This is a genomic window from Salipiger pallidus (genome assembly GCF_014643635.1).
GTDB classification, from domain to species: Bacteria; Pseudomonadota; Alphaproteobacteria; order Rhodobacterales; family Rhodobacteraceae; genus Salipiger; species Salipiger pallidus.
On record NZ_BMJV01000002.1, the window covers coordinates 312,911 to 337,311 of the forward strand.

Genomic DNA, 24,401 nt, shown 5'->3' on the forward strand with positions numbered 1-24,401 from the left:
TCTATCGGGGACGATGCTCTTGGGGGCCGGCGGCCGGTGTCCCAAAGCGCTGGGTGGGCTGAGCCAGTTGTAGTGGCCCCGCCACCGTTCAATCAGGATCTGGGACTCGCGTAACGTGGTAAGACCTCGCCATTGAGCAGATCATCGCGGAAGGGGCTTTGAAGCTCTCTACGAAACCCATCTGCGCTGGCTTGCCCGGCGCGATGTAGTGCCACTCGATCCGGTGCGCGGCAGCAAAGGTTAAGATTGCGTTACTGGTCATTTGGGTGGCGTTGTCAGAGACGATCATCCCCGGCTTTCCGCGACCCTCGATCAGGGCCGTCAATTCAGGCGCCACTCGGCGCCCCGAGTGCGAGGTGTCCGGGATCGCCGCGAGGCACTCTTGGGTAACATCGTCGACCACGTGAGCTCCCGAAAGCGCTGGCCGTTGGCGAACTGGTCATGGACCAAATCGAGCGACCAGCGCGCATTGGGACGCGCCTCGACCAGGATCGGGGCTCGCGTCGCGATAGACTTGCGTCGGGCCTTTCGCTTGCGCACCGTCAGCCCTGCCTTGCGATCCGCGCCGGCAATCCGGTACGCCCGCCGCTCTGAGAACCCGAACCGGGCCTTCAGGTGCACGAACACCTCTCGTTTCACAGCAGGCGTCACCACTTTTTTGAAACCAGTTCCTTCATCGCGGCGAGATCGAGCATTTGCTCGGCCAGCAGCTTTTTTAGCTTGGCTTTGTCACCCTTAAGCGTCTTCAGCCGCTCCGCCTCCGATACCGTCATGTCACCGAATTTGGCCTTCCAGTTATAGAAGGTTCCGTCCGACATACCGTGTTTGCGGCACAGGTCCGCGCACTTCGCGCCTGCCTCGTGCTCGGCCAAGATGCTCCTTCCCGGCAGCATTCTGGGAATGCGCCTGCCGGGCAATGGATGATCTGCTCGTCCGTGAATCTTGTTCGCTTCATTGACCATCTTCAAGTTGGAGCGGGCCCTAAACCGCGGTGGACGAAGAATCCCGTGGCAGGTCACTCCCACTACGACATTCATGTTCAGCTTTGCACCCACCTCGCGGACTTCATGGCTGCCTGTAAATTCTCCCTTAGGCTGACGGCGATCAGAGGCCTCACGCCACACGAATATGTCTGCAAGGCAACGACTTTGGAGCCGGACAGATTCATCGTCGATCGGATCCATCAGAAGGCGGGGACTGAACAGCGAAGCGTCCAGAGCGGGGGAGCCGGCTGCGGCCAGCGGAAGGCCTGAGTCGTTTTGTCTAATCCTATGATTGTGAGCGGCTGGAGGTGATCCCGCAAAGGGAGGGAGTTGGCGCTTACGTGATCACAACCGTTTGTTCGCGCTGCTGCCGGGCCTCGGGATGCCGCAACTGGCATCAGGCACTCTTTTGAAAAGCTGTCGGACGTGGTGCAGCGCCTGTATATGTTGGCTTTGGCAAGTGTTCGTGTGACGCAGCGGCAAGATGTCGCAAAACCGTGATCATGTGGCTGGCGTCGGGCAGCCATGCGCTCGGTGCATGACAAAGCCGCTTTCAGGTTTTGGCTCCTTGCGCCCCGGGGGCCAAGGGACTAGCGCAGCGCCAGTGTACTCATTTGTACACAATCATCCCACCTTGCAGGCAGGACATTGCGAATGACCGATCTCCCCGGGTATCCGAGCCGCCGCAACTTCCTCAAGGGCTCCGCCGCAGGCTTTGCTCTTACCGGAATTGCCGCCTCTGCAGAGGCACAGACCGAGGCTCCCGTCTCGCTCGACGAGTACCAGACCGAATATCTGAACGAGGCCGAATGGGCCTTCATCATGGCCGCGACCGCGCGGCTTATCCCGTCCGAGGGCGATGGCCCCGGTGCCATCGAAACCCGCGTTCCGGTCTTCATCGACCGCCAGCTTGCCAGTGACTACGGCACCGCGGACGACTGGTACATGGAAGGCCCCCACGATGCCGATGCCGAGCCGAACCGCGGCTGGCAGACCCCCCTCAACCCCGCCGAAGTGTATCGCCAGGCAATCCCCGTCTTCGACGCGTGGTGCCAGGACACCCATGGTGCCGGCTTTGCCGAGCTTGACGAAGAACGGCAGGATGCCGCGCTGACCTCGCTGTCCAACGGCGACGTGGCGCTGGCCCCCGAGGTCCGTGACTTCTGGTCCCTGCTGCTGTCGAACACCAAGGAAGGCTACTTCGCGGATCCGCAATACGGCGGCAACGCAGGGATGCAGTCCTGGGTCTACATTGGCTTCCCCGGCGCGCGCGCCGCGTACCGTGAATGGCCCGAGCGTCACAACATCGAATACCCGCTCGGCCCCGTGTCGATCTCGGGCGAGAGGGCCTGATCCATGGCAAGAACCGAACCGAAAAAAGACGTCGTCATCGTCGGCCTCGGATGGACCGGCTCCATCGCGGGCATCGAGCTGGCGCAGGAAGGCCTCGACATCGTTGCGCTTGAACGCGGCCATGATCAGAACACCGTTCCGAACTTCGAATACCCCCAGCAGATCGACGAGCTGAAATACGGCGTGCGCGTCAAGATGATGCAAAAGCCGTCGCAGCAGACCCTGACTGTGCGCCGCAGCGGCGACGAGACGGCGCTGCCCTACCGCTCGCTTGGCTCGTTCCTGCCGGGCAACGGCGTCGGCGGCGCGGGCACCCACTGGAACGGCCTCAACTGGCGCCCCATGCCCGAAGAGCTGCGCCTGCGCTCCTACGTGACTGAAAACTGGGGTGAGGACATCATCCCCGAAGGCATGACCATCGGTGACTACCCGGTGTCTTACGACGAACTCGAGCCGTTCTTCACCCAGTTCGAGAAGGTCGCGGGTATCGCAGGCAAGGCAGGCAACCTGAACGGCGAAATCCAGGAAGGTGGCAACCCGTTCGAAGGCTGGCGTTCCGAAGAATTCCCGATGCCGGCCCACAAGCCGACCTTTGACAGCGCGAAGTTCGGCGAAGCGGCCTCGGCCATGGGCTACCACCCGTTCACCGCATCCGCGGGCATCGCCTCGACCTCGTACACGAACCCCTACGGGATGCAGATGGGGCCGTGCAACTTCTGCGGTTTCTGCGAGCGGTTCGGCTGCTACCAGTACTCCAAATCTTCGCCGCAGACGGCGATCCTTGGCGCGCTGAAGCAGTACCCGAACTTCGAATACCGCACCAATTCCGAGGTGCTGAAGATCGAGACCGCCCCCGACGGCCAGACCGCCACCGGCGTCACCTACTGGGACGAAGAAGCGCAGGAAGAGGTCTTCCAGCCCGCCGACATCGTCATCCTGTCGAGCTATCAGCTGAACAACGTTCACCTGATGCTGCTGTCGGGGATCGGCGGCCCGGTCTATGATCCGGTCACCGGTGAGGGCGTTCTGGGCAAGAACTACGCTTACCAGATGAACGGCGGCGTTTCGATGTTCTTCGAGGACGAGCAGTTCAACCCGTTCGTCGGCCACGGCGCCAACGGCATCGCGCTTGACGATTTCGCCATCAACCAGAACGACTTTGGTGCGCTAGGCTTTATCGGCGGCAGCTACTGGCGGTCGGGCACCTTCAACGGTCAGCCGATCCGTTCCATGCGCCTGCCAAGCGGCACGCCCGCGTGGGGTGCCGGCTGGAAGGAAGGCATCAAGAAGTGGTACGGCCACTCCATGTCGATCGGCTCGCACGGCTCGCACATGGCCTATGCCAACAACCACCTCGACCTCGACCCCACCTACACGGACCGCCACGGGCGTCCGCTGATGCGGATGACGTTCAACTGGCAGGACAACGACCTGCGGATGAACCAGTACATGAAGTCGAAGATGGAGCCGCTGGCCGCCTCCATGAACCCCGACCTCATGCAGTCCGGTTTCAAAGGGCCTGGCGCGCAATATGACGTGCGTCCCTACCAGACCACGCACAACACTGGCGGACACATCATGTCCACGAATGCGCGTGAAGGGTCGGTCAACCGCTACAGCCAGGCTTGGGACAAGCACAACGTCTTCGTCATGGGGGCGGGCAACTTCGTGCAGAACACCCAGTACAACCCGACCGGCCTCGTGGGCGGCCTTGCGTATCACACCGTGAACGCGATCCGCACCCAGTACCTGTCCAACCCCCGTCCGCTGGTTTGAGGAGCGATTAGATGAAAACATTTCTCCGCATCCTTGCGGGCCTCGTGCTCGTGGGCGTGATTGCCCTGCTGGCCTTCATCTTCGTGCCGGTGCAGCGCACCGAGCCCACCACCGAGCTTGCCGCCGACTGGCAAGCCGCCGAAGGGCAGGGGGAGCTGGTGCTCGACGCGGGTGACTGCGTGGCCTGCCACACCTCCGACGATGGTGAAAGCCTTGCCGGTGGCCGTGCCATCGCCAGCCCCATGGGGACCATCTGGTCCACCAACATCACCCCCGATGCCGAAACCGGCATCGGCAACTGGTCTTTTGCCGACTTCCGCGCGGCGATGATCGACGGTGTCACCCCGAACGGCACGCATCTCTACCCGGCGATGCCCTACGAGAACTACCGCCTGATGACCGAAGAGGACATGCGCGCCCTCTACGACTACCTCATGACCGAAGTTGAGCCGGTGTCCGCGGCCAACAAGGACACCAACCTCGACTTCCCGTTCAACCAGCGCTGGGGCATCCGTGCCTGGAACTGGCTGGCGCTGACCCATGACGCGGGCTTTACCCCCGCGGGTGTCTCCGACGCGCAGGATCGTGGTCAGTACCTCGTGGAAAGCCTTGGCCACTGCGGTGCCTGCCACACGCCCCGCAACACCTTCATGGCGCAGGACGGCGTGACGGCAGAGTCGGAGAGCTTCCTTGCAGGCGGTGTCGTCGGCGGCTGGAACGCTCCGGCCCTGCGCGGTGACGACGCGGGCATCAAGGGCTGGACCGTGTCCGAGCTGGCCGATTACCTCGCCACGGGTCGCAACGCGCACTCCACTGCCAACGGCGAAATGGCGCTGGTGGTCGAGCATTCCCTCCAGAAGCTGCCGGACAGCGACAACATTGCCATCGCAGCCTACCTCAAGGGCATGGACGGCGATGCGTTCGACCTTCCCGAGGAAGTGGCCGCCGCAGGTCCGATCGCGACCCCCGAGGCAGAAGCGGACGATGCCGGTGCCGCGACCGCCGAGCTGCTGGTGTCGGCTGATCCGGACATGCCGCTGGGCGCGCGCCTCTACTCGGACAACTGCCTTGGCTGCCACTTTGCCTCCGGCAAGGGTGCGCCTGGCATCTTCCCCGAGCTGCAAGGCAACGGCCTCGTGGTCGGCTCCGAAGTGTCGCCGCTGATCTCGGTGATCCTGAACGGCGCCGAGGTTCCCCCGACTGCCAAGCGTCCCATGACGCTGCGCATGCAGGGCTACGCCGACCGACTGAGCGATGACGAGGTCGCCGAGCTGGCGACTTGGCTGCGTGGTGCCTGGGGCAACGACGCGGGCGCTGTGGCACCCGAGGCCGTGGCCGAGGTGCGCGACAGCGACAGCGCGCACTGATCGGACGGCACGTCCACTGGAAAGGGCCGGAGATTGCTCCGGCCCTTTTTTCGTGCGTAACGAAGGGTCGGCCTGCCAGCGATCCTTGACCGTCTGTGACCGGTTGTCCCGCGCGGTGCCGGACGCGCGCCACATCGCCGACGGGCTAGCTGAATGCGGGGTACGCCTCGCGCTAAGGAAGCATGGTCTACGACCCGGCCGTTCCGATGGGAGGGATGTTCTTCAACGTGCTGGCGACCTTCGCCGAGTTCGAAGCTGATCTAATCCGGCCTCGCACCCGCGAGGGCATGGCAGTCGCCTGCGCCAAAGGGAAGCTGAGGGGCAAGAAACCAGAGCATTCTGACCGGCAGCGGCGGAGCTGACACGGATGCACGCAACAGGGGAGTATTGGGTGTTGGACTTGGCCGAGCTCTTATCTGTCTCGCGGCCAACCGTTTATCGCACGCTGGCGCGGCAGGGGCCGAAACGATGACGGCTGACGACCTCTTCCAACTCTTTACAGTCGGCCCTTTCAGCGACGGCACGGATCGTTCCGTGGGCAGGGTGGACGGTCTCCGGACTTTAGCTGCGACGAGAATCCGATCATCCGCAAAGGTGAAAAGCCGACATCAAGAGCGGACCAAGGCTAATTTTTTGCGCCGCCGCAAGGCTCCTCAGAGCCTTTTGCGGCAATCGGTTGACAGATCAGGCGGCTTGATCTGCTACAATGTGCTCCTGAGCATCAGTGCTGCCAGTGAGCAGCGCTTCGGCGTCGCACCCTTGGATTAAATCAAACGACGGCGCCTGCTTCTGGTGATCCGGAGAGCACGTCCATGAACGCATGTCATGATCTTGCAGAGCGCAGCCGGTCGATCAAAAGCCGTAGAGCCGAGCTGAGATTCCGCCGCCCCATGTAGCACAGGTGGTAGCCGTCGAAGGGTGGGCAAAAGGCGGCAAGGACCCTCCGCAAGCGTCCGGTATCGAGGTCGGCACGGACTTCCGGCAGCGGCAGGTAGCCGAACCCGTGACCGGCTCGCACCGCTTCGATCACAAGGCCAGGGTCGTTGAGGATGAAGGGACCGCCCAGTTTTTTCACCACCTCGGTGCCGTCGATCTCGAATTCCCAGTCATAGACCGGCCCGTCAGAGCGGTGCCGCATCAGGATACAGTCATGGGCCTCAAGATCGTCAGGGTGCTTCGGCGTGCCGCGCCGCGCGAGGTAGTCTACGCTGGCGACCGCCGCCATTTCCAGCTGCGGGCCGACGGGAACTGCGATCATGTCGGGGCTCAGGTGCTCGCCGAGCCGGATTGCGCAGTCAAAGCGGTCTTCAGCAAGGTCAGAAAGCCGGCCCTCGCTGCTGATCTCGATGCGCACGTCGGGATAGTCGCGTACCAGTTGCGAGGCCACCGGCCATAGGATGTCCCGGGTGGCGGGCACGCTGGAGGCCACTCGCACCAGTCCGGAAGGTCGCTCCCCCAGCGTGCGGATTTCTTCGATCCGGTTGCCGAGGCTCTGGAAGCTGGGGCGCAGCGCCGCGAGAAGCTGTTCGCCCGCATCGGTGGGGGTCACCTTCCGGGTGCTGCGGTTGAGCAGCCGGACGCCGATCTTGTCTTCGAGCCGCCGGATCGTGTGGCTCACGGCGGATTGCGAGACACCGAGGCGATGGCCGGCGCGGGTGAAATTGCCCTCTTCGGTGACGGCGAGCAGGGTCGAAAGATCGCCGAGCAATTCACGGTCCATGGCGCGCTCCTTATGTGGCTCGCGGTGTTCTGAGGCAACGAACAGCCTGACGCAAAGGAAAAGCGGCGCCCAAGCATGAATCCAGCTCATGGCAACGATAAGGCAAGGCGACCTTATCCGGCCCCAGGGGCAACTCCAGATTGGAGGTCAGACGACACATCCGAACCGGAGTTCCCAAGATGACCACCCCGACCACCTCGACCGATCCCCTAGACCCCGCCCGCCGCGAGCTGCTGCTGAACGCCGGGTTGGGCGCCGCTGCGCTTGGCATGGTCGCACTGAGTGCCGAGGCGGCGCTGGCGCAGGCAACCACCGAGTGGGACAAGACCTTCCCCCAGAGCGACCGCGTCGACCACCGCAAGGTGAGCTTCACCAACCGCTACGGCATCGCGCTGGTGGGCGATCTCTACCTGCCGAAAGACCGCGGCGAGGCGCCGCTTCCCGCGCTTGCGGTCGCCGGCCCCTTCGGCGCCGTCAAGGAGCAGGCCGCGGGCCTCTACGCACAGGAAATGGCCGAACGTGGCTTTGCCGCCGTGGCGTTCGATCCCTCCTACATCGGCGAAAGCGGCGGAGCGCCGCGCTACGTCGCCTCACCCGACATCAACACCGAGGATTTCATGGCCGCGGTCGACTTCCTTGGGCTGCAGGAGGCGGTGGACCGCGACCGCATCGGCATGATCGGCATCTGTGGCTTTGGCGGCATGGCCCTGAATGCCGCCTCGCCCGACAAGCGGGTCAAGGCAGTGGCCGTGACGTCCATGTACGACATGAGCCGGGTCAACGCCCGCGGCTATTTCGATGTGATGACCGAGGAAGATCGCACCGAGGCGCTGACCGCCATGAGCCTGCAGCGCTGGGAAGACGCCGCCTCGGATGAGGCACCGAAGTTGGCCGGCGGTCTGCCCGACACGCTGGACGGCATCGATAACCCGGTGATCGCCATGTACCACGCCTATTACAAGACCGACCGTGGCTATCATTCGCGCTCGCTGAACTCGAACGGCGGATGGAACGTCACCTCGGCCATGTCCTTCATGAACATGCCGCAGCTCACCTACATCCACGAGATCTCGCCGCGTCCGGCACTGATCATCGCCGGGTCCGAGGCGCATTCCCGCTACTTCAGTGAAGACGTCTATGCCGCAGCGCGCGACCCCAAGGAACTGGTGATCATCGACGGCGCGGATCACTGCGATCTCTACGACCAGAAGGACATCATCCCCTTCGACCGCCTTCAGGCGTTCTTCGAAGGCCACCTCGCGTAAGTCCCCGGGCCTGCCCCCGAGCGTGGGGGCAGGCCTCATCGCCCCTTTTCCGATCATGGAGACGCCCCAATGAAGATGACCCTCGCCGCGCTTGCACTGAGCCTCGCCGCCCCCGCAGCCTTCGCCCAGCAGATGACGCAGACCTCGCCTTTGGAGCGGGGCGGCCAGATCGGCAGCCCCGAGACCTTCACCGGCACAGTCTTCGTGGCGCCGGTTTTCGGCCCCGAGATGAACGATGTCAGCGCAGGCGAAGTGACCTTCCTGCCCGGCGCCCGATCGGCGTGGCACACGCACCCGGTGGGCCAATATCTCGTCGTGACCGCAGGCACCGGCTGGTACCAGGAAGAGGGCGAGGACAAACAGGTGATGCGCACCGGTGACGTGGTGTTCGCTCCGGCGGGCGTGAACCACTGGCACGGCGCGACGGACGGAACCTCGGTCACCCACTACGCGATTCAGGCGGTTCAGGACGGCTCTGCCGTCACTTGGGGGGAGTTGGTTTCCGACGAGGACTACGGCGGCTGAGACCGAATGCCTTCAGCGAAAGACCGGTGTGACCGGTCCCGCCTCATCGCCAAGTCACCGATATCAAGGATACTCCCATGAAAACCCAGATCATTGCCTCCGCCTTCGCGCTCGCCAGCAGCACCGCCTCGGCGCAGGACATTGCCCGCACCCTTCCTGCCGCCGCCGATGCGGTGGCTCCGGCCCTCGCCGCCTATTCCACCGACGACCTCTTCGGCTCGGTCTGGACCGACGAGACGCTCTCGATGCGTGACCGCGCGCTGGTCACCTTCGCGGCGCTGGTCACACGCCACGAGGCGGACACGCTCGGCCAGCACACCGAACTGGCACTTGACGCGGGCGTGACCCCGGCGGAGCTGTCGGAAACCATCACGCATCTTGCGTTCTACACTGGCTGGGGTAACGCCACCGCAGCCGCCGAGGCCATGGCCCCGGTCTATGACGCGCGCGGCGTGACCGCCGAAGACCTGCCCGCGCTCGCCCCGGATCTTCTGCCTCTGGACGAAGAGGCCGAAGCCGCGCGGGAAGAGACGGTTCAGTCCAATTTCGCCAACGTCAGCCCCGGCGTCGTCGACACCACGCGCGAGCTGCTGTTCAATGACCTCTGGCTGCGCCCGGCGCTTGCCCCCCGCGATCGCAGCATGGTCACCGTCGCGGCGCTGATCACCGCCGGTCAACCCGAGCAGATGACCTTTCACCTGAACCGCGCGATGGACAACGGGCTGACGCAGGACGAGGCGGGCGCGATGCTCTCGCATCTTGCCTTCTATGCGGGCTGGCCCAAGGTGTTCTCGGCGATGCCCGTGGCGCGGCAGGTGTTCGAGAGCCGCGCAGACTGAAATCCTGCGGCGCGGCCACGGCCCGCCGCCTTTCCAACGGAGACATTCCATGAAGATCATCCGAGCTGGCAGCACGCCCTCCGCTCCCGGGCCCGAGGACTATTTTACCGGGACCGTGCGCATCGACCCGATGTTCCAAGCCGACGCCCCGGGCCGCACCAGCGGTGCCCATGTCACCTTCGAACCCGGCGCCCGCACCGCATGGCACACCCATCCGGCAGGACAGACCATCATCATTACCTTTGGCCGCGGCCGGGTGCAGCGCGAAGGCGGCCCGATCGAAGAAGTCACAGCGGGCGACGTGGTGTTTTTCCCCGCCGAGGAAAAACACTGGCACGGTGCATCGCCCGAAACCGCCATGTCGCATATCGCCATTCAGGAAAGCATCGACGGCACGCCGGTAACCTGGCTGGAGAAGGTCTCCGACGCAGACTATACCGGCTGAAGACAGCCGCGCTGCCGCGTAATGTGGTGGCAGCGCGACGATGCATGAAAGGCCGAGGTCCGGCACTCCGAGACCTCGCCTTGAGCGACGCTTTGCTTTGGGACGCCATTAAAGAACGTCCATAAACTCCAAGCATAGCTTTGCCCATGCCACGGCTCTGCAACCACAGCGAATGGCCGGTCTGCTGAAGCTGCGCCGCAGCAAAAGCGTCTTTGATGAACGGTAGCTCGGGGCGGGGAGTGGTCCGGTTCAGATCTCCACAGCCTCGGCGATCGCGAGCGCATCTTCGAGTTCGACGCCGAGGTAACGCACTGAGCTGCCCATCTTCGTGTGGCCAAGGAGGAGTTGCGCCGCCCGCCGGTTGCCGGTCTTTCGGTATATCTGCGCGACCGTCATGCGCCGCATGGAATGGGTGCCATACGCGCTCGGCTCAAGGTCGATGGATATCACCCGGTCTAGGACGAGGTGAGCATACTGTCGCGTCGAGATATGCCGCCGCTCATGGAACCGTCCGGGCCATGGATGTTCCGATCCGACCATGAGCGGCGCTTCGAGCCATGCTCCGATTGATTTTCGGGTCCGATTGTTGATCTCGAAGCTGACCGGCCGCCGTGTCTTGATCTGAATGATCGAGGCGCGGTGTTTGACACGGCCCGCCGCATAGACGTCAGCGACCTTGACGCGCACCAAGTCGCAGCAGCGCAACTTGCTGTTGATCGCGAGATTGAAGAGCGCCAGCTCGCGGGTCCGCTCCGCGATCTCGAGGCGGGCTCGGATCATTCAGACGTGTTTCGGTTGTAGTGGCTGCTTCTGGCCGACGATCCTCCCCTTGTTCCAAGCGGGGCGGCAGGCACGGATTGCTGGTAGATTGGCCGACGCCCTGTCATAGCACCAATCTCCAGCGAAGGTCGGGAGCGAGCCCGATCTAACGCGCCGACGTCGATCCTTCGCTGCGGTTGCATTCGTCCGCTTGCAGCCCAACGTGACCGAGGCGTCATAGTGGACTGCTCTGATCGCCAAGCCATCGAAGTCTGTTCCAGACACCGTCTTGGGAGCGCGACAGGAGGGGCACGTTCTCCGTACGTTGGTCAGGGGTATTCGCCGCGTCTTGGCTCCGGCATAAATGCATACTCGAGCCTGAACCCCAGGCTCGAGTTGTGACAGCGTTAGACCGTCTGATTTCTGTAAGGCGCGGCCAGTTGAGCGCTTCGCACCGCCGGTCACTTCGGGGCGTCGATCATCGTAGGCCCGTCTCGAACGCGCGACAGCATCGTCGTCAGTCGTCGCGCCCTTCCTTGAAGCCGAAGCCCACCGTCCCCGTCCGCATCAGCCCGAACATCACCGCAAGGCAGAGCAGCACGCCTGCGTTCACCAGCGCCGCAATGGCGTAGAGTTCGGGCTTGATCCCGAAGCGCAGTGAGCCCCAGGCCACTGACGGCATCGTCGGCACTGCGCCCAGCGTGTAGAAGGAAATGTCGAGGTTGTTGAACGACAGGATGAAGGTCGTGATGAAGGCACCAAGCAGCGCGGGCCAGATGTTGGGCAGGGTGATCTCGAAGAAGGTCCTGACCGGCCCCGCGCCAAAGACCATCGCCGCGTCGTCGAGCTTCCAGTTGTAGCGGAAAAGCTGCGTCGCGATGATGAGCAGGGCGTAGGTAAAGGCCCGCACCGTGTTGGCGAGGATCGCCGACCAGATGTTCCCGGGGATGTCGAGGAAAAGCCCGTTCAGGATCAGCGTCGAGATGCCCAGCAGCACGTCCGCGACAAAGAGCGGTGCGACGAAGAGGAACAAGATTAGCCCTTTCCAGCGCGAGCGGTACTTCAGCAGGCCCAGCACCGCGATCGTGGCCAGCGTTGTCGACAGCACCGCAGTGCCAAAGCCCAGCAGCAGACTGTTCCACAGTGCCTCTGCGTAGATGGAGCTGGTGAAAAGCGCCGTGTAGGCGTCCCAGGTGAAGCGGATCGGGTAGGGCCAGACGATGTCGTCGGAGAAGGACGCCAGCGTGATGTGCAGGATCGGCACGTAGAGAAACAGGTAGGTGAGCGCAAGAACCAGCGCCAGCAGTGCCTTGTTGGCGGTTTTCGAACCAAGGATATCCATCAGTCACGCCCTCCCGCGCCGGTAAAGCCGCTGCGCTTCAGGTCGATGAGGCGGCTGATGGTGAACAGGGTGAGCCCTGCGACGAAGAACAGGACCACGCCCATGGCCGCGCCCAGCGACCATGTTCCGGTCGCTGAGAACTGCGACCCCATGGCCATTCCGAACAGTGTCCCGTCTGCCCCGCCGAGAAAGCGCGGGGTGATCGAGGCCGCAAGGCTCGGGACGAAGGTCAGCGCAAAGCCGATCACTGTTCCGACCCAGTTGAGCGGCCATGTGATCTCCCAGAAGGCGCGCATGTTGCCTGCGCCGAATACCTTGGCGGCGTCCAGCAGGCGGAAGTTGAAGTTCAGCAGCGACAGGTAGATCGCCGTCGTGACGAAGGGCAGGTAGAGGTAGACGAGACCGACGACGGTGGCGGTCTTGGTGTACATCAGCGCCTCGAAGGGCGGCAGACCGAGGTGCATCAGCCCCATGTTCAACAGGCCGATGGGGCCGAGCACGCCTTGCAGCGCGATGACCCTGAGCACGATCCCCGTCAGGAAAGGCACGGCGAGCCCCACCACCAGCAGCAGCTTGTAGCGTCCGCCGTGGCGGATTACGAAATAGGCGATGGGCCAGGCCAGTGCCACGCAGGAGAGCGAGACGATCAGCGCGGTCAATACCGAGCGTAGCATGAAGGTGCGGTAGCTCGGCTCGGTCAGCACGTCGATGTAGTTCTGCAGGTTCCAGTCGGTGATGAGCTGATAGCTCTCGGTCCGCCAGAAGCTGACTACGAGGATCGAGCCCAGCGGCACGAGGAAGAAGAGCGCGAGGAACAGCACCACGGGCGCGGTCACGACAAGAAACCGCTGGCTCTCGCTCAGCTTCAGCCAGCCCTGGAAGAGGGGACTCATGCGGCCACCTCGTCAGGGAAGACGTCGAGCTTGGCCGTGTCCCAGGACAGCAACACCGGGTCGCCAGGCTTCACCCGGGTTGCGCTGTCGATGGAACTGGCCACGACCTCCTGCCCGCCGTCCACGGTGACGAGATACTCGGCGTATTGCCCGCGAAAGATCACGTCGCGTAGGGTGCCTGCGATCTTGCCGGACGGGTTCGCGTTCGCGGCCTCGATCAGCGTGTCCTCGATCTTGATGTAGGCGCTGGCGCTCGACGCATTGGAGTCGTTCAGAGCCTGACCCAAGGCGATGCGCTGCCCGTGCCACTGGATCGCCTTGCCCTCCGTCGCGGCCTCCACCGGGCCGGTGAAGACGTTGGAGCGCCCCACGAACTGCGCGATGAAGCGCGTCTTTGGCCGATCGTAGACGGCAGATTTTTCGGCAAAATCCTCGATGCCACCCTTGTTCACCACAGCGATCTTGTCGCTCATGGACAGGGCTTCTTCCTGGTTGTGGGTCACGTAGACAAAGGGAATGCCGAGCTGGATCTGGTAGCTGCGGATTTCGATCTCCATGTCGCGGCGCAGCTCCCGGTCGAGGTTGGCCAGCGGTTCATCCAGCAACAGCACCTTGGGCCGACAGACCAGCCCACGCCCCAGCGCCACCCGCTGTTGCTGCCCACCGGACAGCTGGTTCGGAAAGCGGTCCTTCAGCGCGGTCAGCGACAGGATTCTGCAACACCAGTCGATGCGCTCCTCCGCGTCGTCGCGGTTCATCCTGAGCATGCGCAGCGGAAACAGCAGGTTTTCCCGCACAGTCATGTGCGGGAACAGGAGGAAATCCTGAAAGACCATGGCGATGCCCCTCTGGTAGGGGGGCAGCGCGGTGACGTCCTGACCGTCAATGAGGACCTGGCCAGTGGTCGGTTGTTCCAGCCCGGCGATGAGCCGCAAAAGCGTGCTCTTGCCCGAACCGCTGGGACCGAGCAACGAGACGAACTCGTTCTTCTCGATCGAAAGGTCGACGCCCGAGAGCGCGGTGAAGGTGCCGAACGTCTTGGAGACGTCCTTGATCTGCAAGTACATGAAATCGCTTTCGTTCTGGGGCGTCGAGGGGGCTCAGGCGGCTTCCATGTTGGACCAGACGCGCTCCCACTTCTCGGGCGAGGACGGCTGGTCGAACATGTGCAGGCCCTTCAGCTCCGCCGTGCGGTCCATGAGGAACAACTCGCGCTCTTCCTCGGTGGACAGGTCGCGGATGTCGACGCAGGTCGAGGTGCCCGCCTTGTCGGCGATGGCCTTCATGTGCTCGGGGCGCAGGATGGTGTCGAGATAGCGGTGGCAGACCTCGAGTTTCTCGCTGTCCTCGACGCCGGAGGTGACCATCCAGCTGTCGATCCAGCCAAGCCCGCCTTCCTCAGCCTGCAGCCGGTGCTGGATGTTCGGCACCCGCTTGCCTTCGCGCTTCAGCTGCTGAAGCTGGCGGAAGACCTGGCTGAATTCCGGTGCGGCCCAGACGATGCCGGAGCGCATGAGGTTGTTCAGCGTGCCGAGGTCTTGGTAGCGCGTCATGAGCAAGCCCTTCTGCTCGATCAGCAGTGCCTGCACGCCGTCCAGTTCCGCATCGGTCAGGACGTAAGGGTTGAAGGGCTTGCCGTCCGGGCGCGGATCTCCTTGCGTCCCCATCCGTGCGGTCACGAGGATCGCCGCAAGTGCGATATTCTCCTCGAAGCGCGCGCTGGCCGAGAGGTGGCCCGCCTTCTCCGCGTCGAACAGCACGCCCAGCGAGGAAACCTCCTCCTCCGACACCTCGTCGGCGTTGTAGGTGATGCCATAGCCGCCCCAGCAGAAAGGCACGCCGATTGCGGCACCGCTGGTCTCTTCGGTGAGCAGCTCGTATTCCGGCGCGGTGAAGGCAGGGAAGACATTGTCCATGCTGGAAATCTTCGAAAGGTCGATATCGCGGATCAGCCCTTCGCGGCTGTAGAGACGCGACCAGAAGCCATCCGCCTGCGCCAGGTCGAAATCCCGCGTGCCGCCAAGCTTGAGCTTGTTGTAAGCCTCGGAATTGCCGTCGAAGAAGGTGGTGGTGAACTTCACCCCGTGCTCCGCCTCGAATTCGGCGATCATCGCGGGCAGCACGTAGGGCTCCCACATCAGGGCGCGGATCTCCAGCGTGGCGGCCTCGGCGTTGCGGATGAAGGGCGAGGGCAGCGCGCTCATCGCGCCTGCCAGCGCCAGCGTGCCGGAGCCCTTCAGCATGGACCGGCGGGTGATCGCACCCGTCTTGGTGAATTTCGACATGTCACAGTCTCCCTGTCGGACGGTCGTGCCGTTCCATGAGGAAGGCCGCCGCCGGTTTTCGTTATCCGTGCTGAAAACGTCCTCCAAACCCGGCGAGAATATTAGAACAAAGACGCAATGAACTGATAAGGAGATGTTATAAATGCGGGGCGTTAACCCCTGTCAGGCAAGGGGCACAGCTCGGCCGAGACCTCTTTTGCAATCCTGACGAATTCGGCGATGCGGCCGTTGCCAGCCTTGCGATAGCCGATGGCCACTGTGCAGTTCGAAGTGTCCACCAGCGGGCGGAAGATTACACCGGGCCGTGCGTAAAATTTGGCCGTGCTGTCGGCGGTGATGCTGATTCCCTTGCGGGTCGCCACGGCCTGAAGCTCCGAATCGAGCGTCGCCGCCTCGACCACCACGTTCAGCGTCTCGTTGTGCAACAGGTCGCTTGCCAGCCAGTAGTCGCGCCAGACGCCGCCACCTGGGGCCGCCACGACAGGCAGATCCTTGATCTGCGCCAGCGTCAAAGTCTCGTGCACGGCCAGCGGATGGTGGTCCGGCAGGCAGACGACGCGGCCCTCCTCGAAGAGGTCGTTGATCTCCACGTCCTCAACCCCGATCGGAGGCCGCACGATGGCGCAATCCACCTCGCCGCCCTTCAGCCCGCAATCGGGCCGGTTGAAGTCGAATTCCGCCAGTTCGACCGTCACCTTGGGAAAGCGTTCCTCGAAACGGCGGATCGCCTCGGGCATGATCTCGACACCGGTGCCGATCAGGTAGCCGATGCGCAGCGTCGCGCTGACGCCATCTCGGATCGCCTCCAACTCACGGAGATAGCTGTTCAATTCGCTCTCGAGCGCGCTCGATTTCGCCAGCAGGCGACGGCCCTGGTCAGTAAGATCCACATGCCGCGTGGTGCGGGTAAACAGCTTTACCCCCAGCACGGCTTCGAAGTGGCCGATGGTCTGCGACAGCGCCGGTTGCGACACGCCCAGATGCTGTGCCGCATCGACGAAGCTGCGGCATTTGGCCACCGCGAGAAACGACCGGATGTGCCGCAACTGCAGGCTCTTGATCGACATGTTACAGGCACTCCGGCCGCTGGACTCTCCCGATCTGCGCCGGGAGATTGATAAGGTACGCGGATCAATCCTTTCGAACAATATCATTCTCAGTGCCGAGGTGGATGCCCATTCTGCCAGCAACCAACAGCAGGAGCCTGGAAATGACCATCATGGTTGACCGCGACATCGCAGAGATCGGCAAAACGAGTTTCATCCACGACCCGCGCGAGGGCGACCGCAGCAAGATCACGCTGGCGAAGGCAGAGGGCAGCTACGTCTGGGATGAGAGCGGCAAGAAATACCTCGATTTCACCTCGCAGGCCTGGTCGAACAACCTCGGTGCCGGCGATCCGCGCGTGATCGAAGCGGCGATTGCCCAGACCCGCGCGCTGACCCATGCCCGCCCGACCTTCAATACGCCAGCGCTGCTGGAACTGACGGCGCTGCTGCGCTCGATCACGCCGGGTGACCTGAACCGCATCGGCTACTGCCTGCACGGCAGTTCGGCGGTGGAGATGGCGATGAAGCTGGCCTTCAAGAACAAGCCCGATGCCAAGCATATCCTCGTGCTGCAGGACGCATACCATGGGCGGTCGATCACCACTATGGCCGCCAGCTGGCCGCATCCCAAGAACCCCTTCAGCGCGATTTCCCCGACCTTCCACCGGGTGCCGCACCCGGACGCCTACCGCCCGCGCCTGGGGCTGACGGTGGACCAGGACGTCGACCTCTGTCTACAGCTTATGGAGGACACGATCACCAAGGGCGTCGACGGTGGTGTCGCGGCGATCATGGTCGAGCCGATCATGGGCAACGGCGGGCACATCGTGCATCCCAAGCGCTACCACCAGGGCCTGCGTGACATCTGCGACCGCCACGGCATCCTGCTGATCTGGGACGAGATCCAGAGCGGTTTCGGCCGCACCGGAGAGATGTTCGCGGCCGACTGGTACGGCATCCAGCCGGATATCATGACCTTCGGCAAGGGCGTGGGCGGAGGCTTCCCGCTGGCGGGCATCTTTGCCAGCGACAAGCTGGAGCATTTTGAGGGCGGCGAGGACCAGCTGACCTTCGGCCATTTCCCGGTTGCCATGGCCGCGGCAGTAGCCTGCGTGAAGGCGATCATCGGCGACAATCTCTGCGCCAACGCTCGCAAGCTGGGCGACTACGCGACAGAGAGGCTGCAGGAAATGTCCGCCCGCCGCAAGCTGATCGGCGACATCCGGGGTCCGGCGCTTTTCGTGTCCTGCGAACTGGTGAAGGACCGCGAGACGAAGGAACCTTCGCCCCGTGCCGCAGGCGAGGTCTTCCGCCGCGGGCTGGAAAAGGGCGTGATCTTTGGCGAGAGCCGCTATCTCGGCCTCGGCAACCTCATCAAGATCAAGCCGCCGCTGGATTGCTCAATGGAGGACATGGCGACGGCCCTGGATGTCTTCGACGCGATCCTCGGTGAACTGGAAGCCGAAGGTATTTCCTGAGGTCAGACGCGGCGCCTGCCCCTAGGGGCAGGCGCGATTATTCCGGTCAGTCGCGGCGTTCAGACTAGCCGTGCTACTCCTGCACGAGGCGACATTCGAACGTCTCCGCAAAACGGTTGGCAATCTATCGGACCGCCAACTGCGCTTTGCCGACGCTCAAGCCGGCCCAGGCTGCGATTGCAGCGACCGGTAGCTTCGTCCTGCGCAGTAGACCTCTGACCATCTGATTTCGCTGCACGATGTCATGAAGGGCCGGTTCGGGGAAGCTGCGCCGCAGCGCGGCAAAACCTCTCGAAGGTCCGGTGTGGACCAGGAGCTTCAGGTAGTAGGAGACTGGAGCGAGCTGCGCGGTTTGTCCACCTCGGCAGGTTCTCTCTCTAGCAGGAGATTACGGTCAGATCGTTAATTGCGCACAGACAAAGTCGGCGCGTGATGCGATGTCGGTACGCGGGAGCTCCGTGATTTGGTATCCGAGCACGGTGTAGGTCTCCCGCATGACGGCACAGGTCGCTTCGGCCTCGGTGCGGGTCTGCGTGCGTTCGGTGTCCTGAGTGAAGATCTCGTCCCAGTAGGGTGTCAGGAAGACGCGGGCGCTGTAACGGGCTGCCTTGGCCGTAGCGGCGACGTGGGGCGGCACGGGGAGGCCGCAGAGGGTCAGGTAGCCCATGATGTCGGGAATGCCCCGGTCGAAGATCACGGGGCCTGAGAGTGCCTGAGCGTCCTCGTAGGCGCGCAGGTCGCGCTCAAGCATCCGTTCGGCGTAGGCCATGCGGTCCGCCCAGGGGAGGGCGTCTCCGCCGCGCGCCATCTCCTCGCGAATGATCGCGCGGCCGGATTCGGGAATGTTCTGAAAGCCACGGCGGGCAAGCTCGGTAATCAGGCTGGTTTTGCCCGCACCGGGACCGCCCGTCACGACGAAGAAATGGTCGCTGATGGGCCATCCTTGGATTTGACAGGGGAAAGCACTGCGAAGCGATCGACACGCTAGGAGCGGCGATCAAGGCAGCATGGATTTTCGTAGGGAAAACAGCACCGGTCTGCGTGGCAGAGGCAAATCCTCTGACGAGAAAGGCAGAACTATCTGGTGCTTTTCATCAGGTGGGAAGCGTCACAAAGTTCTGCCTCCACGTTCCAAAATTTCCTTTTGAATTCAGTGCCCCAAAATCTCGATGCTGAACTGAAGCTGCCTTTCTCGTCAGATAAGGTTGCCTCTGACCGCACATGAAAAAGCCGGCGCAGTGGCCGGCTTTCTCAAGGGTTATCGTGTCAGAAGGTCTTGGGGATGGAATGCACAGGTTTCGGCCCCATCAGGCAGCAAATTCCACCATCATTCCTGACCTCATCTATCCTTCACATCGCGGCGGCGGAAGATGATCCGGTTTTCGCCGTTGAAGATGAGTGGTTCAACGCCGTTCTTGTAGAGCTCGCGGCAGAGGTTGGCGGGATCGCGTCGCAACTCGCGGGCAAAATCGGTAGCAGAGATGTAGTGCTCGCCGAACATTGTGACGGAGGCCTCATCGACCACCCGCCAGCGTTCTGAGGACTTTTGGCTCTTTGGAGCAGCGGTCAAGTAGCCCGCGTTCATCAGGTTGCGGATTGTTGCGGTGTCGACACCGAGCTTACCGGCAGCCTCGGACATGCTGATCGCACCAGCTGAGTTCTGGCCTATGGCCGTTTTTACCCGCTCTACAGATATCAGGAAATCGTTGAACCTTGCGTCTGCACCCGCCACGCAACGTAGCGGAATATCATGTTCGAAAATCAGGTGCAGGAGTTCGAGGGTCGAACATTGGCACGCGGGAGTTGCCGCAATGAGTGAAACCTCATCATTGGCCGGTTCCAGCTCGGGGCGTGTTTGGCGATTCAAACGACCGAGAAAGGCGTCGAGATCCTCCCTCCGGAAATACGGCGCGTTTCGGGCCATCTCTCCGGCCTTCTTGACGAGCCTTACCACGACGAAAATGCGCAGCAGGTGGATGTCCACCCCGAGATAGTCTGAAGCGTCGAACCCGCGGAGCAGCCCATTTGTTTCATCGGCGAGTTCCTGCAGCGTCTCCCGTGAGGGATAGCGACGATAGGTGATGGCACCGGATTTTCCCGTTCTCGAGATGTCGCCACGCTCCAAGAGCTTATGGCGCAGCATCCGTTCGTCGATCCCGTAGGCCTTTGCGCCTTTTCGAAGGGAGTACACCTGTTGCCTGTCGCACCGTATCCGCAGGACGGTGCTACCGACGAGCACGGGATAGGTCCGCAGAATATAGTCGAAAACAATCCGGCGGATGTGATTGAAGGCAGCATCATCCTCACGCTGGGACAGCCAGGTCAGGAAAGAACCGGCAATCGCACCGTAGGTGTGACAGCCAGGGCCTGTCTCCATGCGAAGCTCTTCAAGCGCTGCGACCATTTGATCAGGCCCGTTGCGTAGGATGTCGTATCCTGCTGCACCGGCCTCAAGCCATTGTCGTTCGGTCGTTTCCGCTCGGGTGGCCTTGGGGCCTTGCGTCAGCAAAAGGCCAAAATTCTCGCAAAGCTGTGCTGCGACATGGAACTCCAGCGTGTCGAGCCAACAGCCTGCGGGCGTGCCATCTAATCGGCCAAGGAGGTAGCGTTCCAGAGATCGCGCCTCTTCGGCAACGATCTGGATGTCGTCTATGTCCATGTTGTCGACCATCCGCGCGAAATCATAGCTGTGCTTGTGATGCGAGGGAGGCGGGACCTCGATCAACATGCAAGAATGCCGGGCGCAGGTCCGGATTGAAGTGAGCTGCCATGCCCCGAGATGAAACGGGCCATGGGCACCCTGCTCTGAAAGAGCTTCAGCGGCACATCTCGGGCATCCTCTGATCGTGCTTCGGCTGTAGGCCGTGAACCTCGGCGCCTCTGCCCCTAGCTGATAATTCGTCTTCGACGGGGCGTGGGGTGTCCAAGTGCGGAGTTTGGTGGGAGCACACCCTGCGAGTGCGGCTACCCGCTCAATCTCCACCGGGTCGCCGACCTTCAGGGCGCGATAGGAAATGCTCATGTCGGCGCAGAAAGACTGAAGGCTGGCAGTCCCGTTCTTCCGCGCGATGCGGGACGCAAGCGACGTCGCGCTTTCACCGGGTACCGGGGTGACTGTGAGGGGAAGCGGCTTGAGGGGTGACAACATCATGTGCGGTTCTCCCGAGAAAACACCTGGCGGGCGTCGATGCGCATGAAATCCGGAACGACAAACGGGTTGAACTCATCATCGCAGGAGGTCCGCCGATGGTAGGCCCTGATGAAATTGTGCCGGTTCAGTGTCTTCTGGCCATGCAGATAGGCATCCTCGATGGCGTCGAGGATCAGGACAATGGCGATGCCGAACTGGTTTGCCGCAGCATGGACCACGCGTTCGCCGTGGGATACTTCCAGAACGTCATCCTCTGGTTCGAGCTTCGCCAGTTCGCAGTAGTTCTCGAGTAGGTCGAGGATATCTTCGCCATATGCAGCAGGTGATAGACTTTCGAACCGAACGGTCCTCATGCGCCGAGCGAGCTGGTGGTCATGGTTGAGGATGTCTTCCAGCTCGTTTGTGCCTGAAAGAATGATCCCGACCGGCCATTCCGGGTCCGTCATCAGGGTCTTCAGCATGGACGTCACTGAAGCCAGCTCGTGCTTGGTACCCCGCGACGCTAGGTCCTGCGCCTCGTCGAGATGCACGAAAAGGACACGCCGCTCCTTGAGGTGATGTTGAACCAGGTCCCAGATGTACCAAGCATGGCGATCGGCACCGATGGGATAGCCAAGCGCGCGAAGGAGCATCTGTCCAACGAATTTCAGCGTTGCAGGTGATGGCACCCGCAAGCTGATAATGGTTGAATCTCCGTATCCCTGATCGGCCAGCCTCTGCCCTTCTTGGGCAAGAAGATGGGTGATTGCCGCGCTTTTTCCGGCCCCGGATTGTCCGGACAGAGCAAGCCCTTGCGCCTCGCTGATGCGGCCGGTCTGGATGTCTACGAGCCTTTTCTCGGCGAGGATGGAGAACCCTTCTGCCAATGGAACGAAGCGCTCGTGATCGACGAAATACGCCTTCAGTTCAGCGACCCGTTGTGCTGCTCGGGTGATCAGATCATTTCCCATAATTGAACCCCCAGCGTTTGCGGGTCTTGCGTCTCGTTCGACGCTCTGAGATCGGCCCGTTATCGTCGCTGTCCGGCTTCCGAGATGTGTCCGTTGGCGGAGTAATGGAGATTGCGTCATTGAGCAGGTCGTTGCTCGGCGGCATGTGTCCCAGCCGCTGCTGATCAGAGCGGAGCGGATAGTGCAGTGCAGCATCTGCGCGGGCGACGTCCACGTCGGTCACATGGAAAGGGGTCAGGGCGCGCAGAGCGAATGCGCGGCGGTTCGCCTCGGAGATCCGCGCGATTGCCCGCTGGACCTTGGGCGCGTCCAACTGCGCGTTACTGGCGTGCACGTGGCGAACGGCACGCATGCCTTCTCGCAGCTCTTCGAAGCTCACGCCCTCGAAGCCAGGCTGATTGGCGAGCGCAGGATACCAGGACGCACCGACCTTGACGGCTATCCACCCGATGTCCTGCAAATCTACCCTGATTTCCACCTCCCGTACGGGCGAGTGTAGGTGCGCTTCTCGCAGCGCCTCGCAGCTATAGCTTAGGCCCGAGAACAGGACGCCCTCTTTATTAAATTTCCGGGATTTAGGTCGACCAAATGCTTTTCGAAGGGTCAGGCCATCCGGAACCGGAGGTGTCCCGTGTTTAGCCACCAGCCGCTTCCAGGCTGCATTCGGGGTTTCCCCGTTCAGAGAGCCATGCGGTTGGTTGTGGTAGATATCAACAATATAGGTCAGAAGAACCTTTATCAGATCGTCGTCGCATAGGCAGGCGAGCATCTCGGAGGGGTAGTCACCACGATCCACGGTGTCGAAGAAGGTACGGCCTGCCAAGAGCGGCATGAGCTGATGCCCGAGTGTGCGGAAGAAGGACTCGATGTGCCCCCGCATCCAGGGAATTCCGGCGGGTGGCAGGTGCGACGTGATCCCAAGCGACGCTACCGTTGTCTGGAAGGCATCCGAGACGAAGGCAGGCCCCATGTCGGTCACGAGGGTTCCGATCCCGCCATGATGATGCCATGGACTCTCGCATTCGGCCGCCTGGGCCAGCGGGGTCTTGTCCTCGAAAATCTGCCGAAGCGCGCGGATCGCATCATCCGAGTTCGGATTGTCGGCCAGTCGCATCGACACGACGCATTTCGTGGCGCAGTCGATCGCAATGTAGAGCCAGCGTCGTCCGGCCTCGAATTTCTTCTGCCGATCCGGCGGCAGGTGCTCCCAGATACCTGTCAGCGTCAGCAACGACATGACGTCGAGCTTGTTTTCATCCATTTCGACCCGCTCCATGGGGCGTACGACATCAGGACCGTTGCTGCTCATGGCGAACTTTCGGGCAGCCGCAGACGTGCCATGCCGTTTGGCGTAGACGTAGAATGGGTCAGCTGAGTCCAGTCGGCGTTTAACGCTGGAGGCCGAGGGGACCATGAGCAGCGTTGCGCCCGCGCTGGTTCTGCGCGCGTTCTCTTCTGCGAATAGCGCCCGGGTCTCCTGAATAGACTGGACTTTGCTCGGTCGCTGCGTGTCGGCGTAGATATCGATGACTTGGTTCATCAAAGCTTCGGCCTTTGGGCACCAGCGCCGGGTTCTATTGCCGGATAGATGTGTGGCCGGAATGAGCGAAAGTGCGGAGTAGCCTGCAGCCTGGTAGGAGCGCACCCACTGCAAGACCGTCCGGCTTCCCGGCAGCTTCCGAATTTTTATTTCCTTGCCCGGTCGTATCTTGGCAAAGGCCGCTGCGCCTTCGCCAACGAGCTTAGCCGTCACTGATGCGAGCTGCGCTTTGGCCTGCTCATATGCCTGCTGCGTACGTTTGATGAGGCCCGCAGCTTCGAGAGCCAGGAAGGCGTCACAGACGGCTTTCCGCCAAATCACCAAGCGTGCGTTCTTTTCCGATAGCTCGCTGATGACCTCCACAGGTTTGTCGTGACGCGCCTCTTGCGTGGCCCGATCAAAATACCCGGCAAAGTAGGTCGTATGCGGCCGACGCATCATCGCGGCGAGCTGATGATGGGAAAATGCCTCGATGATGCCGGGCTGGCCGACGCGCTCGAAGGTGCCGCCTTTGTCGTCGATCTCAAGCGGGCGCATGGCGACGCCCGCAGTGGTGATCATGTCGGAGTTCGAGAAGCGGAAACGCGGGGCCATGCTGCAACCTCCACCAGTGAGGGACGCGACCAGGCGAGTGTCCGCGCCGCTTCAGCAGCGGCGGCTCGGTCAATGTGTTGGTCGGTG

At 62.5% G+C, this 24,401-nt stretch carries 21 protein-coding genes and 2 pseudogenes; 10 read left to right on the forward strand and 13 right to left on the reverse strand.

Features of this window, described 5'->3' with window-relative positions; all coding sequences use genetic code 11:
• Positions 1–24: 24 nt before the first annotated feature.
• Positions 25–955 (reverse strand): annotated as a pseudogene (locus IEX41_RS07235) (integrase core domain-containing protein); the annotation flags it as partial.
• 682 nt (positions 956–1,637) lie between these two features.
• Between IEX41_RS07235 and IEX41_RS07240 the strand changes: the two are divergent.
• The 5 genes from IEX41_RS07240 to IEX41_RS21850 all read left to right on the forward strand — a co-directional run bounded on the left by IEX41_RS07240 (position 1,638) and on the right by IEX41_RS21850 (position 5,951).
• The gene (locus IEX41_RS07240; protein WP_188789563.1) at positions 1,638–2,336 is read left to right on the forward strand and encodes a gluconate 2-dehydrogenase subunit 3 family protein; all 699 of its coding nucleotides are present in this window, start codon (positions 1,638–1,640) and stop codon (positions 2,334–2,336) included.
• A gap of 3 nt (positions 2,337–2,339) precedes the next feature.
• Positions 2,340–4,112: a GMC family oxidoreductase gene (locus tag IEX41_RS07245; RefSeq protein ID WP_188789564.1), complete on the forward strand. Its 1,773-nt coding sequence runs from the start codon at positions 2,340–2,342 to the stop codon at positions 4,110–4,112.
• An 11-nt stretch (positions 4,113–4,123) separates the two neighbouring features.
• Positions 4,124–5,479: a cytochrome c gene (locus tag IEX41_RS07250; RefSeq protein ID WP_188789565.1), complete on the forward strand. Its 1,356-nt coding sequence runs from the start codon at positions 4,124–4,126 to the stop codon at positions 5,477–5,479.
• Positions 5,480–5,694: 215 nt separating this feature from the next.
• Positions 5,695–5,841, forward strand: a complete 147-nt coding sequence (locus IEX41_RS21460) for a recombinase family protein (protein ID WP_229673033.1) — start codon at positions 5,695–5,697, stop codon at positions 5,839–5,841.
• Between the two features lie 5 nt (positions 5,842–5,846).
• The gene (locus IEX41_RS21850; RefSeq protein ID WP_373285617.1) at positions 5,847–5,951 is read left to right on the forward strand and encodes a hypothetical protein; all 105 of its coding nucleotides are present in this window, start codon (positions 5,847–5,849) and stop codon (positions 5,949–5,951) included.
• A 351-nt stretch (positions 5,952–6,302) separates the two neighbouring features.
• On the opposite strand, the gene IEX41_RS07260 is transcribed toward IEX41_RS21850, so the two are convergent.
• Entirely contained in the window at positions 6,303–7,199 is an 897-nt protein-coding gene (locus IEX41_RS07260; RefSeq protein ID WP_188789566.1) for a LysR family transcriptional regulator, read from the reverse strand.
• A 179-nt stretch (positions 7,200–7,378) separates the two neighbouring features.
• Here IEX41_RS07260 and IEX41_RS07265 point away from each other — a divergent pair, with 179 nt between their 5' ends.
• The 4 genes from IEX41_RS07265 (at position 7,379) to IEX41_RS07280 (ending at position 10,273) form a co-directional block, all read left to right on the forward strand.
• Positions 7,379–8,464, forward strand: coding sequence for an alpha/beta hydrolase (locus tag IEX41_RS07265; RefSeq protein WP_188789567.1), 1,086 nt, complete (start codon positions 7,379–7,381; stop codon positions 8,462–8,464).
• 69 nt (positions 8,465–8,533) lie between these two features.
• The gene (locus IEX41_RS07270) at positions 8,534–8,989 is read left to right on the forward strand and encodes a (R)-mandelonitrile lyase (RefSeq protein WP_188789568.1); all 456 of its coding nucleotides are present in this window, start codon (positions 8,534–8,536) and stop codon (positions 8,987–8,989) included.
• A gap of 77 nt (positions 8,990–9,066) precedes the next feature.
• A complete protein-coding gene (locus IEX41_RS07275) occupies positions 9,067–9,828 on the forward strand; it encodes a carboxymuconolactone decarboxylase family protein (protein ID WP_188789569.1) in 762 nt (253 codons plus the stop codon).
• A gap of 49 nt (positions 9,829–9,877) precedes the next feature.
• Positions 9,878–10,273 carry a (R)-mandelonitrile lyase gene (locus tag IEX41_RS07280; protein ID WP_188789570.1) on the forward strand — a complete coding sequence of 132 codons (396 nt, stop codon included), beginning with the start codon at positions 9,878–9,880 and terminating at the stop codon, positions 10,271–10,273.
• 249 nt (positions 10,274–10,522) lie between these two features.
• Here the strand turns inward: IEX41_RS07280 and IEX41_RS07285 are convergent, their stop codons facing one another.
• The 6 genes from IEX41_RS07285 to IEX41_RS07310 form a co-directional block, all read right to left on the reverse strand.
• Positions 10,523–11,053 carry a tyrosine-type recombinase/integrase gene (locus IEX41_RS07285; protein WP_188789571.1) on the reverse strand — a complete coding sequence of 177 codons (531 nt, stop codon included), beginning with the start codon at positions 11,051–11,053 and terminating at the stop codon, positions 10,523–10,525.
• A gap of 496 nt (positions 11,054–11,549) precedes the next feature.
• Positions 11,550–12,374, reverse strand: coding sequence for an ABC transporter permease (locus tag IEX41_RS07290; protein ID WP_188789572.1), 825 nt, complete (start codon positions 12,372–12,374; stop codon positions 11,550–11,552).
• Positions 12,374–13,267, reverse strand: coding sequence for an ABC transporter permease (locus IEX41_RS07295; protein WP_229672987.1), 894 nt, complete (start codon positions 13,265–13,267; stop codon positions 12,374–12,376). Before IEX41_RS07295 ends, IEX41_RS07290 begins: the two co-directional genes overlap by 1 nt.
• On the reverse strand, positions 13,264–14,334 hold the full coding sequence (locus IEX41_RS07300; protein ID WP_188789573.1) for an ABC transporter ATP-binding protein: 1,071 nt from the start codon (positions 14,332–14,334) through the stop codon (positions 13,264–13,266). Before IEX41_RS07300 ends, IEX41_RS07295 begins: the two co-directional genes overlap by 4 nt.
• Positions 14,335–14,367: 33 nt before the next feature.
• The gene (locus IEX41_RS07305) at positions 14,368–15,552 is read right to left on the reverse strand and encodes an ABC transporter substrate-binding protein (RefSeq protein WP_188789574.1); all 1,185 of its coding nucleotides are present in this window, start codon (positions 15,550–15,552) and stop codon (positions 14,368–14,370) included.
• A 152-nt stretch (positions 15,553–15,704) separates the two neighbouring features.
• Positions 15,705–16,619 (reverse strand): LysR family transcriptional regulator, encoded by a 915-nt coding sequence (locus IEX41_RS07310; protein ID WP_188789575.1) that lies wholly within the window; start codon positions 16,617–16,619, stop codon positions 15,705–15,707.
• A gap of 143 nt (positions 16,620–16,762) precedes the next feature.
• On the opposite strand from IEX41_RS07310, the gene IEX41_RS07315 reads away from it, so the two are divergent.
• Positions 16,763–18,079, forward strand: coding sequence for an aspartate aminotransferase family protein (locus IEX41_RS07315; RefSeq protein ID WP_229672989.1), 1,317 nt, complete (start codon positions 16,763–16,765; stop codon positions 18,077–18,079).
• Positions 18,080–18,473: 394 nt separating this feature from the next.
• Here IEX41_RS07315 and IEX41_RS07320 read toward each other — a convergent pair whose 3' ends face one another.
• From IEX41_RS07320 to IEX41_RS07335, 5 genes and pseudogenes are all read right to left on the reverse strand, one after another.
• Complete coding sequence (locus IEX41_RS07320; RefSeq protein ID WP_444544445.1) at positions 18,474–18,992, reverse strand: AAA family ATPase; 519 nt, start codon at positions 18,990–18,992, stop codon at positions 18,474–18,476.
• 426 nt (positions 18,993–19,418) lie between these two features.
• Positions 19,419–20,807 carry a hypothetical protein gene (locus IEX41_RS07325; RefSeq protein ID WP_229672991.1) on the reverse strand — a complete coding sequence of 463 codons (1,389 nt, stop codon included), beginning with the start codon at positions 20,805–20,807 and terminating at the stop codon, positions 19,419–19,421.
• A gap of 6 nt (positions 20,808–20,813) precedes the next feature.
• Positions 20,814–21,230: pseudogene (locus tag IEX41_RS21855) on the reverse strand (TniQ family protein); the annotation flags it as partial.
• Positions 21,227–22,180 carry an ATP-binding protein gene (locus IEX41_RS07330; protein WP_188789577.1) on the reverse strand — a complete coding sequence of 318 codons (954 nt, stop codon included), beginning with the start codon at positions 22,178–22,180 and terminating at the stop codon, positions 21,227–21,229. The pseudogene IEX41_RS21855 and the gene IEX41_RS07330, both read right to left, overlap by 4 nt.
• A complete protein-coding gene (locus tag IEX41_RS07335) occupies positions 22,170–24,314 on the reverse strand; it encodes a TnsB C-terminal domain-containing protein (protein WP_188789578.1) in 2,145 nt (714 codons plus the stop codon). The genes IEX41_RS07330 and IEX41_RS07335 overlap by 11 nt, the downstream gene beginning before the upstream one ends.
• Positions 24,315–24,401: the final 87 nt, after the last annotated feature.

What these genes read in the sequence shown, in the direction of transcription:
- IEX41_RS07240 (WP_188789563.1), top strand. Translation starts at nt 1,638, where the DNA reads ATGACCGATCTCCCCGGGTATCCGAGCCGCCGCAACTTCCTCAAGGGC.
- IEX41_RS07245 (WP_188789564.1), top strand. Translation starts at nt 2,340, where the DNA reads ATGGCAAGAACCGAACCGAAAAAAGACGTCGTCATCGTCGGCCTCGGA.
- IEX41_RS07250 (WP_188789565.1), top strand. Translation starts at nt 4,124, where the DNA reads ATGAAAACATTTCTCCGCATCCTTGCGGGCCTCGTGCTCGTGGGCGTG.
- IEX41_RS21460 (WP_229673033.1), top strand. Translation starts at nt 5,695, where the DNA reads ATGTTCTTCAACGTGCTGGCGACCTTCGCCGAGTTCGAAGCTGATCTA.
- IEX41_RS21850 (WP_373285617.1), top strand. Translation starts at nt 5,847, where the DNA reads ATGCACGCAACAGGGGAGTATTGGGTGTTGGACTTGGCCGAGCTCTTA.
- IEX41_RS07260 (WP_188789566.1), bottom strand. Translation starts at nt 7,199, where the DNA reads ATGGACCGTGAATTGCTCGGCGATCTTTCGACCCTGCTCGCCGTCACC.
- IEX41_RS07265 (WP_188789567.1), top strand. Translation starts at nt 7,379, where the DNA reads ATGACCACCCCGACCACCTCGACCGATCCCCTAGACCCCGCCCGCCGC.
- IEX41_RS07270 (WP_188789568.1), top strand. Translation starts at nt 8,534, where the DNA reads ATGAAGATGACCCTCGCCGCGCTTGCACTGAGCCTCGCCGCCCCCGCA.
- IEX41_RS07275 (WP_188789569.1), top strand. Translation starts at nt 9,067, where the DNA reads ATGAAAACCCAGATCATTGCCTCCGCCTTCGCGCTCGCCAGCAGCACC.
- IEX41_RS07280 (WP_188789570.1), top strand. Translation starts at nt 9,878, where the DNA reads ATGAAGATCATCCGAGCTGGCAGCACGCCCTCCGCTCCCGGGCCCGAG.
- IEX41_RS07285 (WP_188789571.1), bottom strand. Translation starts at nt 11,053, where the DNA reads ATGATCCGAGCCCGCCTCGAGATCGCGGAGCGGACCCGCGAGCTGGCG.
- IEX41_RS07290 (WP_188789572.1), bottom strand. Translation starts at nt 12,374, where the DNA reads ATGGATATCCTTGGTTCGAAAACCGCCAACAAGGCACTGCTGGCGCTG.
- IEX41_RS07295 (WP_229672987.1), bottom strand. Translation starts at nt 13,267, where the DNA reads ATGAGTCCCCTCTTCCAGGGCTGGCTGAAGCTGAGCGAGAGCCAGCGG.
- IEX41_RS07300 (WP_188789573.1), bottom strand. Translation starts at nt 14,334, where the DNA reads ATGTACTTGCAGATCAAGGACGTCTCCAAGACGTTCGGCACCTTCACC.
- IEX41_RS07305 (WP_188789574.1), bottom strand. Translation starts at nt 15,552, where the DNA reads ATGTCGAAATTCACCAAGACGGGTGCGATCACCCGCCGGTCCATGCTG.
- IEX41_RS07310 (WP_188789575.1), bottom strand. Translation starts at nt 16,619, where the DNA reads ATGTCGATCAAGAGCCTGCAGTTGCGGCACATCCGGTCGTTTCTCGCG.
- IEX41_RS07315 (WP_229672989.1), top strand. Translation starts at nt 16,763, where the DNA reads ATGACCATCATGGTTGACCGCGACATCGCAGAGATCGGCAAAACGAGT.
- IEX41_RS07325 (WP_229672991.1), bottom strand. Translation starts at nt 20,807, where the DNA reads ATGTTGATCGAGGTCCCGCCTCCCTCGCATCACAAGCACAGCTATGAT.
- IEX41_RS07330 (WP_188789577.1), bottom strand. Translation starts at nt 22,180, where the DNA reads ATGGGAAATGATCTGATCACCCGAGCAGCACAACGGGTCGCTGAACTG.
- IEX41_RS07335 (WP_188789578.1), bottom strand. Translation starts at nt 24,314, where the DNA reads ATGGCCCCGCGTTTCCGCTTCTCGAACTCCGACATGATCACCACTGCG.